We start from the raw sequence: 14378 nt of genomic DNA, 5'->3' as shown, positions 1-14378 counted from the left end.
GTTCGGGGGGGTGCGCATCAACCGCGACAGGCCGCTGATCTACCTGGCCCTGCTCATCGCGGCGCTGGCGGTCATCAATCTAGCGGCGCCGTGGGGCCGCGCGACGGCAGAGTACGTGGAACCGTTCCTCCGGATCGGCGCCGACGTGCTGTCTCTGGTCGCTGGCCTTGTCGTCGCGCGACGCGTACAGGGCAAATCGCGCTGGTGGCGATTGTGCTACGCGGGATCGATGATGAGCTGGCTGCTGTCCCAGGGTCTGATCTGGACGGGCACGTCAACCTCGGCAGCGGTGGTCGCCTACCTGTTGTGCCCCGTCTTCGTCTTGTCCGCCGTGATTCTGCTGGCCTCGTCGAGCCGGAACGCCGACGAGCTTCGGGGCGACAGGCAACGGATACCGCTCATCAACCTCCTCGACGGGGTGATTGCCGGCCTCGCCTTTTTCATTCTCACGATCATGAGCGGTCTCAGCAGCCGCTCCCCCTGGCAGTTGAGCAGTGACGGCGCACAACTGGTCTACGTGGTGGCTGAGGTCGTCATCGTCGGGGCGGCAGTGGTCATCGCGATGACATACAGCCCGTCGCGGCCGTACCGGACCAACTACCTGCTCTTTGTCGGCGGCCTGGTGATGATGGCCACGTCCGGTCGGCTGACTGCCTACCTGCAGGACGTCGGTGTGACGGGCGCCGATCTGTGGGGCGGTGCCGGACGCACCGTCGGGCCGTTGCTGATCACTTTCGCGATGCTCGAACATCGGCGGCAGGTCGGTGACGACGGCTCGGGCTCCCCCACCGACTGGACACAGCTCATCGTGCCCCACATCGGTGCCGTCGGCATGGCTGTGCTGTTCGCTTTCCATGCTGTCCTCGGCCGGCCCTGGAATCCGTTCGTGCCCTGGGTGATGGTGCTCATGGTCGCTCTGCTCGCCGGCCGCCAGATCATCGCGATGCGCGCGCAGGGCCTGCTCACTCAGCGGTTGCATTGGACGCAGCGCGGACTGGCCTACCAGGTCCACCATGATCCGCTCACGCGGCTACCGAACCGCATCTTGTTCTCCGAGCGCTTGGCCGAGGCGATGCGAGAGGGCGGATTCGTGCTGATCTTCGTCGATCTCGACGACTTCAAGGACGTCAACGACCGGTTCGGACATGCCGCTGGGGACGCGCTGCTGTGCGCGGTGGCAGAGCGGCTCAAATCATGTGTGTCGGACCGGGAGATGGTGGCGCGGATCGGCGGCGACGAGTTCGCGATCCTCAAACTGAAGGAAGTCGCCGAGCTCGAGGAGGTTGCCGACCGGCTCCGCGTCGCACTTCGCAACCCGTTCTCGGTACAGGGATCTTCGGTGCGAGTGCGGGCGAGCATGGGACTTGTCGAACCCGATTCCGGCGACGGTGTCCAGAGTGTCGACGATCTGCTCAGGCAGGCCGACATCTCGATGTACGCAGGCAAACGGCTCGGTAAGGACGCCGCTGTGGTGTACCGGCCCTCGATGGCCTCTATCGCCGATTTTCCGACCGCCCTCAGGGCAGCCGAGGGCTGCCTTCCGGCCGGGTTCCGTCTGGTTTACCAGCCAATCGTGCAACTCCCCGAGCGCAAGCTGGTGGCGGTCGAGGCGCTGGCCCGGTGGACGGCTCCCAACGGCATGCAGGTCCCGCCCGAAACCTTCGTGGGTACTGCGGAGGCAGCCGGGCTGGGTGCCGCGCTCGACGCGCTGATCCTCGAGAAGGCGATCTGCGACGTCGAGGCCGCAGGCCTCACCGTCGACATCCACGTCAACATCGGAGCAGCACGACTGGGGAACCCCGACTTCGAACGGACCGTCGAACGTGCGCTTGAGCGTCATCTCATTCCGCGCGGGCGCCTGATCGTGGAGATCACCGAGACCGCGCCGATCGTCGATCTGGCCGATGCGGCCGCGCAGATCCTTCGGTTCAAGGCCGCCGGAGTGAAGTTTGCGCTCGACGACTTCGGCGCAGGCTACAACTCGCTGACGTACCTACATGCTCTGCCGGTGAGCATGGTCAAACTCGACCGTAGCCTGGCCGACGGCGCTGACCCGCAGCGCGATCTTGCGCTCTATCGGTCCGTCGTCGGGCTGTGTGAGTCGCTGGGTCTGGACGTGGCGGCCGAAGGCATCGAGTCGGCGGTGCAGGCCGACGCCGTGTTGTCCGCCGGCTGCCGACTGATGCAGGGATACCTATTCGGACGGCCCTCGACCCTGCGCGAGATCGTCCGCGATTGGTGACGCGCAGCGTCGACTTCAGCAGATCGGGTCGCGGTCGCTGAGTGGTTGTACTGCGTCAAGTGGCAGATCGCTCGACGTCGAGGGAGCCGAATGCGCGGTGGTCCGTTCAGGCGCCGCAAACCGACGTCGGTGGTTGGGAGTCGAACTGCAACGTGCGGTAGGCGAGCTTGCCCCGGCACTCGCCGATATCGCTGGCGGTCAGTCTCACTGGTGACGGCGGTTCGCCGCGCGATCGCGCTCCAGAGTTCTGGCACCAGGTGCCCGATCCGTAAGCGACGGGTCTCCCCCAGCTCTCCCATGAGATGGCGTCGATGGTGTTCCCGCACAGACTGTTTGTCGAGATCCCGGTGGGGCGCGGGGTTCCGTAGCCGACCGAGTACTGATCGCTTGGTGCGCCGAGGACGACGTCGGAATTCGTGTGATCCGCCGGAGCCACCGGAGCGCCGGGGGCTGCCGGTCCGGCGGCGACCGGCGTGTACTCGAACTTGTAGCCCTTGGTGGAGAAGGTGAATCCTTGGCCGGTCTGATCGTGACGGCACGAGATTCCGCTTTCTTGTGTGTTGCAGGTGAATCCCAGCGCAGTGAGATTCTGCCCGTAGCTCAGGACGGGGGTAGGTGCCGCGGGGCGCACTAGGTAGGGCTGGCCCAGCATGACGAACTCGGGATGCCCGTTCGGTGTCATGATGATCGAACTCGGTGGCACGAGATTCTCGGGGATGTCCGCCGCGGGTACCAGGGGTGCGCCGTTGACGGGCATCACCCTGCCGGATGTCGACTCGCACCCTGCGCCGGCACCCCCGTAAAACCTTTCCAGGATCGCGCATCGCCACTTCCCGCTTGGGCTTTCGAAGAAGTATCCGGAGTTGTGTCCGGTGGTCGTCGAGTAGCCGCTGTACCAGAATGTCGACGCGTCGACAGCCGGAGCTGACTGTGGTTCGGGCTTTGGCGCCGGCGGAGGCTTCGGCGCCTGCGGAGGCTCGGGGGTCATCGAAGAGAAGGCGGATCCCGCTGACGGCTTGCTGACGGGCGCAGATTGCACGGCCGTCGAACAACCCGTGAACATCAGGCCGGCCATGGCCAGCCAGGCGATTCTCCGAAGTATCACCGCCGGATCGTAACGAACCGTAGAGCCGCCGAGAGACTTTGCTCGACAATCGGCCGTACAATCATCCGAACGGTGGACAGCCGTCGCATGCAAGGTAGAGGGCCTGGAGACGGACCGCTCACGACACTCAGGCGCAGTCGGATTCGCACCCTACCTCGTGCGCTCATTGCGGAAAGTGGTCCGCGCGGGCGTCTCCTGGTAGGCCGCACCGGTCATATTGGCGGTTTGCTCGACAAGTACGTCAGCGTATGACCTTTCCGTCGAAGAATCGCCTCCATCGCGGATGTCGTGGGCGCGTAACTCGATCAGCCGATCGGGCGACACCGGTGGCGCTGGGCTTCCGCGCCTTCGGATATCTGCATCGGTTACCCGACCACATCGGCACCCGAAGCCACTCCGGCGTAGCGGGCGAAGATCGGGAATCTCGATGAGGGTGGAGCCGAGGTCGTGAGCTGAACTGTTGTGGCGGTCCTGTCGGCCCATATCGACGCAGGGCGCCCCTAAATAAGTGCGTCGCCAGGTAGGTGGTGTCGCCCGAAGACGGCGGGGCGGTGCACCGTCCATGGGCGAGCGCTCTCGAGTTCGAAGGCGAGCGCGAGCAGAAGGTCCTCGTGGCCGTGGGCCGCCATGAAGTGGGTTCCGATGGGGAGGCCGTCAGCGTTCCAGTACAGCGGCACGGACATGGCGGGCGACCCGATGGCGTTGGCGTACCAGGTGAACGGCGAGAACTCCGCGTCGCGAGTCAGCAGCTCCAACGGATCCTTCGGATCTGCGCGGAAGAACTCGAGCGGCGGGGGCGGTCCCGCCAATGTCGGGGTCAGGAAGACATCGAAATCGGTCCAGAACGCAGAAAACTGGCGCTCAGCTTGCTCGAGAGTCGCGAGCGCATCGCGTATCGCGGCGGGTGAGAAACTGCGACCGTGCTCGACGACAGCCTCGGTATAGGGTTCGAGCTCACCGGGGCCCGGGGGGTGTCCGAGGACGCCGATCCAATGGTCAAGCCACGCTGCGGCTCCCACGGTGTAGAGGACGAGGAAGGCGCGCTCGAGCTCGTCGAGGTCGCCCGGCAGCCTGACCTCGGCGACGGTGTGACCCAGCCGTGCGCAGAGTTCGACCGCGTCGTCGACCGCGTTCTGGCAATCCCTGTCCACCGGTGTTCCGGTGGGTGGTGTTGCGGCGTAACCGATCCGAAGAGCCAGCGGCAGCACGGCGCTTCCGGTGGAACGGTCGCGGGCCCGCAGCACTGCGGCGCTGTCACGCACTGTCCGCGACAGAACGTGCTCGGACCAGATCCCGGCTGCCGGACTACCGGACAACAGCTCCGGCACCAGGGCGCGATGCCTGCTCGGTTTGAGCCCGAAAAGCCCGCACGCCGAGGCGGGTATGCGTATCGACCCCGCCGCGTCGTTTCCGTGGGCGATGGGCACGACACCGGCGGCCACCGCTGCCGCGGCGCCACCGCTCGACCCTCCCGGGGTGCGGGTCAGGTCCCACGGATTGCGGCACGGCCCGTGCGCCGCGGAATCAGCCGTGGACAGCAACGCGAATTCACATGTCGCCGAGGTGCCGATGGGAATCAGGCCCGCCGCGCGGTAATCGCAGACGATCTGGCTGTCGGCAGTGGCGACGTAGTCCCGCAGGTACCGAGAGCCCGACGTGTGCCGTACGCCGGCCTGCATCGCCAGGTGGTCCTTGATCAGGTAAGGCACACCGGCCAGCGGCGCATCGACATCGACGGTAGCGGCGTGAGCTCGGGCGGTCTCCGCCATGCTCGTCACCTGGAACCCGAGGACCGGATTCAGGGATCCGGCACGTGCGATGGCACTGTCGACCACCTCTGCGGCCGAGATCACACCGGCCCGGATGGCCTGCGCGATGGCTATCCCGTCGCTGGCGGCCAGTTCGTCCTCGTTCACACCTGCGTCCTCGCTCGATCGGTCAAACTCGTTCGGCGCCTGCCGGATAACGCCCCGGCACTATCAGCCCGTCGGGAACATACCCCCGTGAACGGGATCGCGCCGGGCCGTGCCAACACGCGGCCAACACAACCAACCATTACGGTTGGCCGGGAACCAGTTGAGAGGAGTCGGTCATGAGCACGCCGACACGTGCCACCTATCGGACGATGGCCGAAGGCACCGCGGAAGACTACGCGCTGATCAGCCGCGCCGAGGAGGCGAACAATGCCGGCCTGGTACCCCGCGTGCTCACGCTGGTGGAGGCCCTCGATGACGGCGAGCAGGCGTACCCGATCAGCCGACTGGAGCACTCACTGCAGTCGGCGACCCGGGCCTTCGACGATGGACGGCCGGTCGACTACGTGGTCGCGGCGCTGCTGCACGACATCGGTGACACCTACGCACCCCATGCCCATGGCGCGTTCGCCGCAGCAGTCATCGCGCCCTACGTGCCTGAACGTCCGGCTTGGATTGTGAAGGTGCACCCCGAATTCCAGCAGTTCTACTATGCCCCGCACATGGGCGGCAACCGCGATGCCCGGGAGAAGTACCGCGGTCACCAATGGTTCGACGACTGCGTGGAGTTCTGCGAGAGGTACGACCAGAACTGCTTCGACTCGCGGTTCGAGCATCGTCCGCTCGCGTTCTTCCGACCGATGGTCGAGGAGGTCTTCGCCCGCGAACCGTGGTGCGGCGTCCGCTGACCAGCCACGCCTCAGTCCACCCCGATGGGCTGTTCGCCGATCGTGGCCAATAGCTGCAACGCCTCCCCCGCGGAGGACGCCGGTGGTGGTGTCAACACCACCAGTTGCTGACCGTCGAGGTCGCTGAGCACTTCGCAATCGAGCGTGATCGGTCCGACCGGGGTATGAAACGTCTTGCGTCGCACCGGCTTTAGTGCGACTTCGTGCAGCGACCACAACTCGGCGAATTCGCTGCTCGCGGCGATCAGGCTGGTCACCAACTCGCGCATGTCCGCGTCGTCGCGTCGACGCCCCCACGCCGCCCGCAGGTCGGCGACCAGAACCCTGGAGTGTTCGCTTTGCTCGTCTGCCGGCACACGTGCCCGGCCTTCGTGTTCGGTGAACCAGCGCCACGTCATGCTGGCCTGGACGCCCCGTCCATCCGTGACCAAGTCGCCGTGCAGCAGCCGTGCAAGGGAGTTCTGCGCCAGCACGGCTCCGGTGTCGGAGCACACGAACGCGGCGGCGTCACGTAGGTGGTCCAGCAGGAAAAGAAGTGCTGGCCGGACGTGGTTGCGTCGGCCGACGCGGTCCGGCACGGCGTGCCCGGCCAGCCGGTACAGGTGATCGGTCTCGTCGCCGGTCAGCCGAAGCGCACGCGCGAGCGCACGGATGATCTGCGGTGACGGCTGCGGACCCCTGGCCTGCTCGAGCCTGCCGTAATAATCGGCCGACATCCCGGCGAGTTGGCCCACCTCCTCGCGGCGCAGCCCGGGCGTGCGACGTCGCGCGCCCGGGTGCAGACCCACCTCATCCGGGCGCAGCGATTCACGGCGGCGCCGGAGGAACTCGGCGAGGGCGACACGGTCTACGTCCACCAGCCCATCATCCCGGTTCGCCGGCGCCTCAGACAGGGACTGCCGATCCCCGGCTGAACGGGTCGTGGTGCCGATCCGGACCGCGTCCCAGACTGGCGACATGATCACGACGAAAACGCTTGGAAACTTCACCACTTCGGCATTCGGGCTCGGCTGCATGGCGATGTCGGGCGCCTACGGCGTCGCGGACCGCGACGAAGCCATCGCCACGGTGCACGCCGCGCTCGACGCCGGCATCACACTGTTCGACACGGGCGACTTCTACGGAGTCGGCCACAACGAATCGCTACTTGCCGAGGCGCTGCGTACAGTGCCCCGCGACTCCTACCAACTCAGTGTGAAGTTCGGCGCACAGCTGTCCCCCGACGGTTCCTACCTCGGCTTCGACACCCGCCCCGCCGCCGTGAAGACTGCTCTCGCGTACTCGTTGCAGCGCCTCGGCCTCGAGCACGTCGACGTCTACCGTCCGGCACGGCTCGATCGGACGGTTCCGATCGAGGACACCGTCGGCGCCATCGGCGAGCTCATCGACGCCGGATACGTCCGTCACGTAGGACTTTCCGAAGTCGGGGTGGAGACCATCCGCCGGGCAGCAGCCGTACGACCGATCAGCGATGTGCAGATCGAGTACTCACTCGCAACGCGCGGTGTGGAGCGCGAGATCCTCGGCGCCTGCCGGCAACTCGACGTCGGGATCACCGCGTATGGCGTACTCGCACGCGGGCTCCTCGGAGGGCATTGGGCGAAGGAGAACCCGACCAACGGGCGCCAGCGGAGTCCGCGTTTCGCGGACGAGAATGTGGCCGACAATCTGGCCCTCGTCGAGCAGCTTCGCGGTGTTGCCGAGGATCTCGGCGTCACCGTGGCCCAGGCGGCGTTCGCCTGGGTCGCCTCGCGCGGCTCGGACATCGTGCCGCTGATCGGCGCGCGGACGCGGGTGCGACTCAGCGAAGCACTCGGGACCGTCGACATCGCGCTGAGCCGTCATCAACTGGCGCGTATCGAGTCAGCGATCCCCGCGGAAGCGGTTCGCGGCGACCGCTACCCCGCTGCCCTCATGGCCACCTTGGACTCGGAAAGCTGATATTTCGATCCAGCCGTCGTCATCGCGCACACTGGTACACGCAATGGAGCGCGATGGAGGTGCCGTGCCGGCAGAGAACCCAGTGTCCGAGTTCGACTACGTCATCGTGGGGGCAGGCAGCGCGGGCTGCCTACTCGCCAACCGGCTCAGCGCCAACCCGGCTCACCGGGTGCTGCTCATCGAGGCCGGCGGCAAGGACGACTGGTTCTGGATCAGGGTGCCGGTGGGCTATCTCTACACCATCGCCAACCCCCGCACCGACTGGTGCTTCATGACCGAACCCGATCCGGGGCTGGCCGGACGCAGCATCATCTACGCGCGGGGCCGCGTGATCGGCGGCTGCTCCTCGATCAACGCCATGATCCACATGCGCGGCCAGGCCAGCGATTACGAACTGTGGGCGCAGGCGACCGGCGATCAGCGCTGGCTGTGGGGCGGCCCGGATCGTCCGGGCGAGACACTGGCCATCTACAAGGAGCTGGAGGACTACTTCGGGGGCGCCGACGAGTGGCACGGCGCCGGCGGCGAAATCCGGGTCGAGCGGCCACGTGTGCGCTGGAAGATCCTCGACGCCTGGCAGGACGCCGCCGCCGAGTTGGGCATCGAGCCGAAGGAAGAGTTCAACCGGGGTGACAACTCCGGCAGCGCTTATTTCCACGTCAACCAGAAACGTGGCCGGCGCTGGTCGATGGCCGATGCCTTCCTCCACCCCGTCACGCACCGCTCCAACCTCACCGTCTACACCCAGACCCAGGCGCTGCAGCTGCTGATCGACGACCAGGTTCGCGAGGATCAGCGTCGGGGTGCCTGGACCACGGCACAGCACCGCGCCACCGGCGTGCGGCTGCTCAAGGACGGTCAGATCATCGATGTTCGGGCCCGCCGGGAAGTCATCCTGAGCGCCGGCGCCGTCGGCTCGCCGCATCTGATGCAGGTCTCGGGTTTGGGGCCGGCCGGGCTGCTCGCCCGACATCAGGTGCCCGTGGCCGTTGATCTGCCGGGCGTCGGTGAGAACCTGCAGGACCATCTGCAGATTCGATCGGTCTACCGCGTGAAGGGCGCGCGGACCGTCAACACGCTGTACCGGAATTTGATCACCCGCGCCGGCATGGGGATTCAATATCTGCTCTTCCGATCGGGACCCATGACCATGCCGCCGTCCACACTGGGCGCGTTCGCCAAGAGCGACCCGTCGGTGGTCAGCCCCGATATGGAATGGCATGTCCAGCCCTTGTCGCTACCGAAATTCGGCGAAGCCCTCCACCCCTTCGGCGCCATCACGCCGTCGGTCTGCAACCTGCGGCCCACCTCGCGTGGCCATGTGCGGATTTCCGATGCCGATCCGCTGAGCCACCCGAAGATCTCCTGCAATTACCTGTCCACCGACGCCGATCGTGACATCGCCGTGCGCGGCCTGCGGATGACCCGGCAGATCATGGCGGCGCCGGCCCTGGCGCGCTACCAGCCCGAAGAGATGCTTCCCGGCCCGCAACTGGTGACCGATGACGACCTCCAGCGTGCAGCGAGCGAACTGGGGACCACGATCTTCCACCCGGTGGGCACCTGCGCGATGGGAGCCTTCGACGCGCGCGGGCTGCCGCGGTCGGCCGGCGCGGTGCTCGACACCGACTGCCGCGTGTACCGCGTCGCCGGACTTCGCGTGGTCGACGCGTCGGCGATGCCGACCATCACGTCCGGGAACACCAACGCGCCGGTCATGCTGATCGCCGAGCGGGCGGCGCGGGCGATCCTGAACTGAGGTGCTCGCCGGGTCGACGACTTCGATTCAGCGCAATCACAATTCGCCTTCGATGCGGCCCGCCACTGGGAGTCTGCGCTTCCGGCGCCGGTCGGAATAAACCCGCGTGGCCGGTGACTTGGCTCAAGAGTCGCCTCTCCACCGACTCAGGAGCCCCCATGACCCGACCCATCCGCGTCGCCGTACAGATCCAGCCCGGCGGCACGCCCGACTACGCCACATGGCGCGACGCCGCTCTGGCCGCCGACGACCTCGGCGTGGACGCCATCTTCGGTTACGACCACTTCCACCGCCCGGCGATGAAGGCCATCATCGACGGTAAGCCTGTCATGTTCGACGAGCAGCCCGATGTCAGCAACTTCGAGGGCTGGACCGCGCTCGCGTCGTGGGGCGAGATCACCTCACACGCCGAGATCGGGCTCCTCGTCACCGGCGTCGGCTATCGCAACCCCGACCTGCTCGCCGACATGGCCCGCACCGTCGACCACATCAGCCGCGGTCGGCTCATCCTGGGCCTCGGTGCGGGGTGGTACGAAAAGGACTACACGACATATGGTTACGACTTCGGCACCTTCGGTTCCCGCTTCGATCTGTTCGACGAGAGCCTGATCCGCATCGAGAAGCGGCTCGCCGCGCTGATTCCGCCGCCCGTGCGCAAGATACCGATCCTCATCGGCGGCACGGGGCCCAAGCGTTCGCTGCCCGCCATCGCCAGGCACGCCGACATCTGGCACGCGTTCCAGGAACTGGATGCGTTCCGCAGATCCAGTGACCGCGTCGACGAGCTCGCAGCGTCGTTCGGCCGCAACGGCGGCGATATCGAACGCTCGACGCTTTGGGAGAATCCCGACAGTGCCGATGCCTTCCGAGGCGCGGGTGTCACGCTGTTCCAGACCGAACTCACGGCCGACAACGGTTACGACATCACGTCTCTCAAGCAGGTGGTCACGTGGCGGGACCACGGCTGACCCGACCCGCGCCATCGCATCAGAACGGACGCGCTTCGGCCCCGCCCATCGACCAGACCTGGCGCACGCGTCCGTCGGCGAAGGAGAACTGATCGACCCCACCCGTCTCGCGCGGGTGGTCCTCTCCGGGCGGCGTCGCGATGAGAGTCCACACCAGCGCCCCGCGGCCGGTGGTCTCGTCGACGGCGATCTCCCCCGGAACGAACCGGGCATCGGGGAACTGAGCGCGATAGGCGTCGAGGAAGTCGTGGAACGTCGCCGGATCCTTGATGCCGACCCCGGCGTCCGGGAAGCTCCCGAACCAGATCCGGAATTCGGGCGCGATGAGGTCGTGCCCGAGGTCGTGGTCGCCGTTCCACATGAGCAGCCATTGGTCGATGACATGGGTGAGCCGGTCGCGAGTGTTCTGGTGAATCGTCATGGCATCCACCGTGGCGGGTGTTCGCGACACCGTCCTGTCGGTGTTTACGACGACTCTTCGACATCACTGAAAAATCGAGCACCGATGCGAGCGAGTTCAGCGTCGAGATCGTCGTTGTGGGGGTGTCGCACCGCCTCCGGCAGGACTTCAGCGTCGAGAATCCGGTCCAACCGGAAACCGCGCACGCTCTGGCGGAGCCGACACCACGCGACCAGATACCAACCGCGTGCGACGTCGCGGGACTGCAGCCATCCCATCGGCTCCACGTCGCGGCGGGTGACGGGCCCGTCGCTTCCGCGGTAGCGCAGCCGTATCACCTGTCCACGTGCCAGCCCCTCGTTGACAACACCGGTCACGGCTGAACATCCGTCGGACTCACCGACGACGGCGATCTGCCGGGAGAGAGCCAGTTGGCGGTCGCGCACGGGCGCGGGCAGCGTGGCGAGAACTTTCTGCCGAGCCGTTTGCGCTGCGCTCCCGAACGGCGAGTCCGCGATCGCCGACAGCGCGACTACGACGGCAAGGGCCTCGCCGGCGGTCATGCCCAACGGCGGGAGTGTGTGCTCGGTGTCGACGACGTAGCCGCCTCGCCGGCCGTTCTCCGCGTAGATGGGCACACCCGCCTGGCGGAGACTATCGAGATCACGTTCGAGAGTGCGGGTGCTGACCTCGAAACGATCGGCCAGCCACGCGGCGCTGCGCGGCCGGGGTGAGACCGCCCGCAATTCCTCGACGATCGCATAGAGCCGATCGGTTCGATTCACACCGCGGAATCTAGACGCGACCCCCGACAACCACGTCAGTCCTCTTTGTCTTCGTCGTCGTCACGGTGCGCGGCCTCGATCACTTCCGGCGGCGCCGGCCTCTGCAACCAGGCCCGGATTCGTAACAGCCCGCCCGCAATGGCTCCGACGGCGAATACCGCGATGATGATCCAGACCGCAGTGGACATGGGTCCATTGTCCGCCTTCAGCCGGCCTCACGGCAGACCCAGTGCTGCCGCGCCATAAAGAAGGGTGCTGGTGTTGAGCCGTGTCGGGTTCGCCTTCGTCATCTGCTCGACGAACTCCATGGCACTCTGGGCCTCCAGCATCGCGCCCACGGACTGCGCCCTCATGTCGAGGTACCGCGCGAGCGCGAGGTCGTACAGTTGGCGCTTGCCGCCAAATGCGTTGTACAGACTCCCCTTTGCGATCTCCAAACGGTCGGCGAGCTGTTGCGGAGTGGTGGCGCCGTAGCCGCTACTCCAAAACACCTACATGGCCCGCTCGACCGCCATGGCTGGATCGAATTCTCTCGGCCGTCCCACGGGGCGATCGTAAAGTCGTTCTTGACCCTCCGGTTCAGAATATGTGCGGGCCCTCAGCCGTCGAGCGGCCAGCTGATCGTGAAGCCTTGGCGCAGTATGAGTTCGGTGAGCACGTCAGTCCGTTCGGCGAGCGGCCACGCGCGGGTGCGGAAATGATCATGGGTGAAGAACGCGTAGTTGGCGGACTGCTCCGGTGTGGTGCGCGAGCGGTACACGATCGCGCCCAGATCGGGCCACCAACCGCGCGCGGCGTCGGCGAGGCGCTGGCAGGTGTCCCAGACGGCATCGTGTTGGCCGGTGCTGATCTGGTCGTCGACGTCGAGGGCGTCGAGGTTGCGTTCGGTGCGCAGGTCGAGCACCCGCAGCGGTCGCCGGGTGACCAGTTCGATCAGGAAATGCTCGGCGTGGTCGGCGGGGATGACCAGTCCGATGGCGCGGTAACGCTCACGGAACGCGCCAACGAGATCCGCACCGGCATAGCGGGTGCGGAAGGCGCCCGACGGCGGGTCGAACCGGTAGCGCGGCTGCGGGAAGCCATGCCAGCCCCACTCGTCCGGCGCCGCGGCCTCGATCCGCCACATGGTGGTGCCCGGCCGCACCGTCCGGCTCCGCAGGCCCGTGGGCCGGGCTGCCGGTAGTGGTCGGTGGTAGCCGGGAAGGAGGTCAGGCACCGAGGGTGGTGAGGGCTCGCCAGGCTGCTGCCGTGGTCGCTGGGCGCTCGAGCGCCTCGACGATCGACGTCTCGCCCAGATCGTCGCGCTGAAGCCGCATGATGCGGTCCGCCGCAATCGGATCCTCGGTGAAGCGGGTCAACAGCTCGAGGATCCGCGGAAGGTCGGCGCGCAGCCGACCGCCGTCGAACTGCCAGGCCGGGAACCAGGTCTTGTTACCCACCGGAGCGCCGATCAGCCGCTTGCGGGTCCGCAGCCGATGCACCGCCTGCGGTGAGGTGTATCCGAGCCGGGTCTGCACCTGGGCGGTGGACAGGGCGCCGTCGATGAACTCCTCGACCAGCGCGTCCCGGCGTTGCTCGTTGAGGGAGTGCGCGACCGAGCGCTCCAGGGTCCCCTGGGGGCCAGTCGGCGCGTCGCGTAGCGCATCGAGGACGCGCATGAAGCGGGCGTCGCGGCGCGCCCGGGCTTCGATGTCCCGGACGAGCGGGGTCACGGCTGCGGTCATGACGTCAGCCTACCCGCGCCGAGGCGTCATTGAAACAATTGAAACACCGGGCATACGCGACGTCGCGGTCGCCACTTCATCGACGACCGCGGCGTAGAACTCGACGGTTAGCTGGCCGCCCGCTGAGGAAAAGTCCTTCCGGTCTCAAAAACTCTGATCGGCAACACATCTCAGCACAATTCTTGTCGGAGCCTTCTGCTTGTATGGGGTCATGGTCTCCAGCGCACCGTCTTTCATCCCGAGCACGCCTCGGGAAGCGCAGCTGGAGGCGTTGTTCGACGAGATGTCGGAGTTGGCGGGGCAGCGCAACGCGATCGATGCGCGGTTGGTGGAGATCGCCGCCGAAATCGACGGCGAGCGCCTGTGGGGTGCGACCGGCGCGCGGTCGGTCACCGCGCTGGTGGCCTGGAAGATCGGCTGCTCGACCACCAACGCCAAATCGATCACCGCGATCGCCGACCGCATCGACGAATTCCCGCTGTGCGTGCAGGCCTTGCGGGAGGGGCGGTTGTCACTGGATCAGGTCGGCGTCATCGCCGACAAAGCCGGCCCCGGATCCGATGAGCATTACGCCGAGTTGGCCAAATGCGCCAGCGTCAACCAACTCCGCACCGCAATCCGGCAGGAACCCAAGCCCAAACCCACGCCCGAACCCGCACCTGAGGTCGATGAGGACGAGCCGGAACCGGAGCTCGAACCGGCCTGTGCGATCACCCAGACCTCCGATGACCAGTACACCTTCTGGCGGATCCAACTCACCCACGCCGAGTCGGCGAAATTCGAAGCCGCGCT

The 14378-nt window shown here is 66.7% G+C and carries 15 protein-coding genes; 6 read left to right on the top strand and 9 right to left on the bottom strand.

Annotated features, from left to right (window positions below; all coding sequences use genetic code 11):
• Nucleotides 1-10: 10 nt before the first annotated feature.
• Nucleotides 11-2242, top strand: coding sequence for a bifunctional diguanylate cyclase/phosphodiesterase (locus AU194_RS28875; RefSeq protein ID WP_059092682.1), 2232 nt, complete (start codon nt 11-13; stop codon nt 2240-2242).
• Between the two features lie 106 nt (nt 2243-2348).
• Here AU194_RS28875 and AU194_RS28870 read toward each other — a convergent pair whose 3' ends face one another.
• A complete protein-coding gene (locus AU194_RS28870) occupies nt 2349-2999 on the bottom strand; it encodes a hypothetical protein (RefSeq protein ID WP_059092681.1) in 651 nt (216 codons plus the stop codon).
• A gap of 848 nt (nt 3000-3847) precedes the next feature.
• Nucleotides 3848-5263 (bottom strand): amidase, encoded by a 1416-nt coding sequence (locus AU194_RS28865; protein ID WP_059092680.1) that lies wholly within the window; start codon nt 5261-5263, stop codon nt 3848-3850.
• 176 nt (nt 5264-5439) lie between these two features.
• Here AU194_RS28865 and AU194_RS28860 point away from each other — a divergent pair, with 176 nt between their 5' ends.
• Entirely contained in the window at nt 5440-6009 is a 570-nt protein-coding gene (locus tag AU194_RS28860) for an HD domain-containing protein (RefSeq protein ID WP_059092679.1), read from the top strand.
• Between the two features lie 11 nt (nt 6010-6020).
• Here the strand turns inward: AU194_RS28860 and AU194_RS28855 are convergent, their stop codons facing one another.
• Nucleotides 6021-6869, bottom strand: coding sequence for a helix-turn-helix transcriptional regulator (locus AU194_RS28855; RefSeq protein ID WP_059092810.1), 849 nt, complete (start codon nt 6867-6869; stop codon nt 6021-6023).
• Between the two features lie 97 nt (nt 6870-6966).
• Here AU194_RS28855 and AU194_RS28850 point away from each other — a divergent pair, with 97 nt between their 5' ends.
• The 3 genes from AU194_RS28850 (at nt 6967) to AU194_RS28840 (ending at nt 10677) form a co-directional block, all read left to right on the top strand.
• Complete coding sequence (locus AU194_RS28850) at nt 6967-7950, top strand: aldo/keto reductase (RefSeq protein ID WP_157576585.1); 984 nt, start codon at nt 6967-6969, stop codon at nt 7948-7950.
• Between the two features lie 64 nt (nt 7951-8014).
• Nucleotides 8015-9709, top strand: coding sequence for a GMC family oxidoreductase (locus AU194_RS28845; protein WP_231743613.1), 1695 nt, complete (start codon nt 8015-8017; stop codon nt 9707-9709).
• A gap of 158 nt (nt 9710-9867) precedes the next feature.
• On the top strand, nt 9868-10677 hold the full coding sequence (locus tag AU194_RS28840) for an LLM class F420-dependent oxidoreductase (protein WP_059092677.1): 810 nt from the start codon (nt 9868-9870) through the stop codon (nt 10675-10677).
• A gap of 19 nt (nt 10678-10696) precedes the next feature.
• Here AU194_RS28840 and AU194_RS28835 read toward each other — a convergent pair whose 3' ends face one another.
• The 6 genes from AU194_RS28835 to AU194_RS28815 form a co-directional block, all read right to left on the bottom strand.
• Nucleotides 10697-11098: a nuclear transport factor 2 family protein gene (locus AU194_RS28835; RefSeq protein ID WP_157576584.1), complete on the bottom strand. Its 402-nt coding sequence runs from the start codon at nt 11096-11098 to the stop codon at nt 10697-10699.
• 44 nt (nt 11099-11142) lie between these two features.
• Entirely contained in the window at nt 11143-11862 is a 720-nt protein-coding gene (locus tag AU194_RS28830) for a YafY family protein (RefSeq protein ID WP_059092675.1), read from the bottom strand.
• A gap of 35 nt (nt 11863-11897) precedes the next feature.
• The gene (locus AU194_RS32055; RefSeq protein ID WP_157576583.1) at nt 11898-12050 is read right to left on the bottom strand and encodes a hypothetical protein; all 153 of its coding nucleotides are present in this window, start codon (nt 12048-12050) and stop codon (nt 11898-11900) included.
• A 27-nt stretch (nt 12051-12077) separates the two neighbouring features.
• The gene (locus tag AU194_RS28825) at nt 12078-12353 is read right to left on the bottom strand and encodes a TetR/AcrR family transcriptional regulator (protein WP_059092674.1); all 276 of its coding nucleotides are present in this window, start codon (nt 12351-12353) and stop codon (nt 12078-12080) included.
• A 107-nt stretch (nt 12354-12460) separates the two neighbouring features.
• The gene (locus AU194_RS28820) at nt 12461-13006 is read right to left on the bottom strand and encodes an RES domain-containing protein (RefSeq protein WP_059092673.1); all 546 of its coding nucleotides are present in this window, start codon (nt 13004-13006) and stop codon (nt 12461-12463) included.
• Nucleotides 13007-13070: 64 nt separating this feature from the next.
• On the bottom strand, nt 13071-13586 hold the full coding sequence (locus tag AU194_RS28815) for a hypothetical protein (protein WP_059092672.1): 516 nt from the start codon (nt 13584-13586) through the stop codon (nt 13071-13073).
• A gap of 211 nt (nt 13587-13797) precedes the next feature.
• On the opposite strand from AU194_RS28815, the gene AU194_RS28810 reads away from it, so the two are divergent.
• On the top strand, nt 13798-14378 hold a 581-nt coding region (locus AU194_RS28810), incomplete at its 3' end, for a DUF222 domain-containing protein (RefSeq protein ID WP_157576582.1).

The organism is Mycobacterium sp. GA-2829 (assembly GCF_001499965.1).
GTDB lineage: Bacteria > Actinomycetota > Actinomycetes > Mycobacteriales > Mycobacteriaceae > Mycobacterium.
Note: the sequence above shows the minus strand (reverse complement) of the source record. Positions and strands in the feature narration are given on the sequence as shown.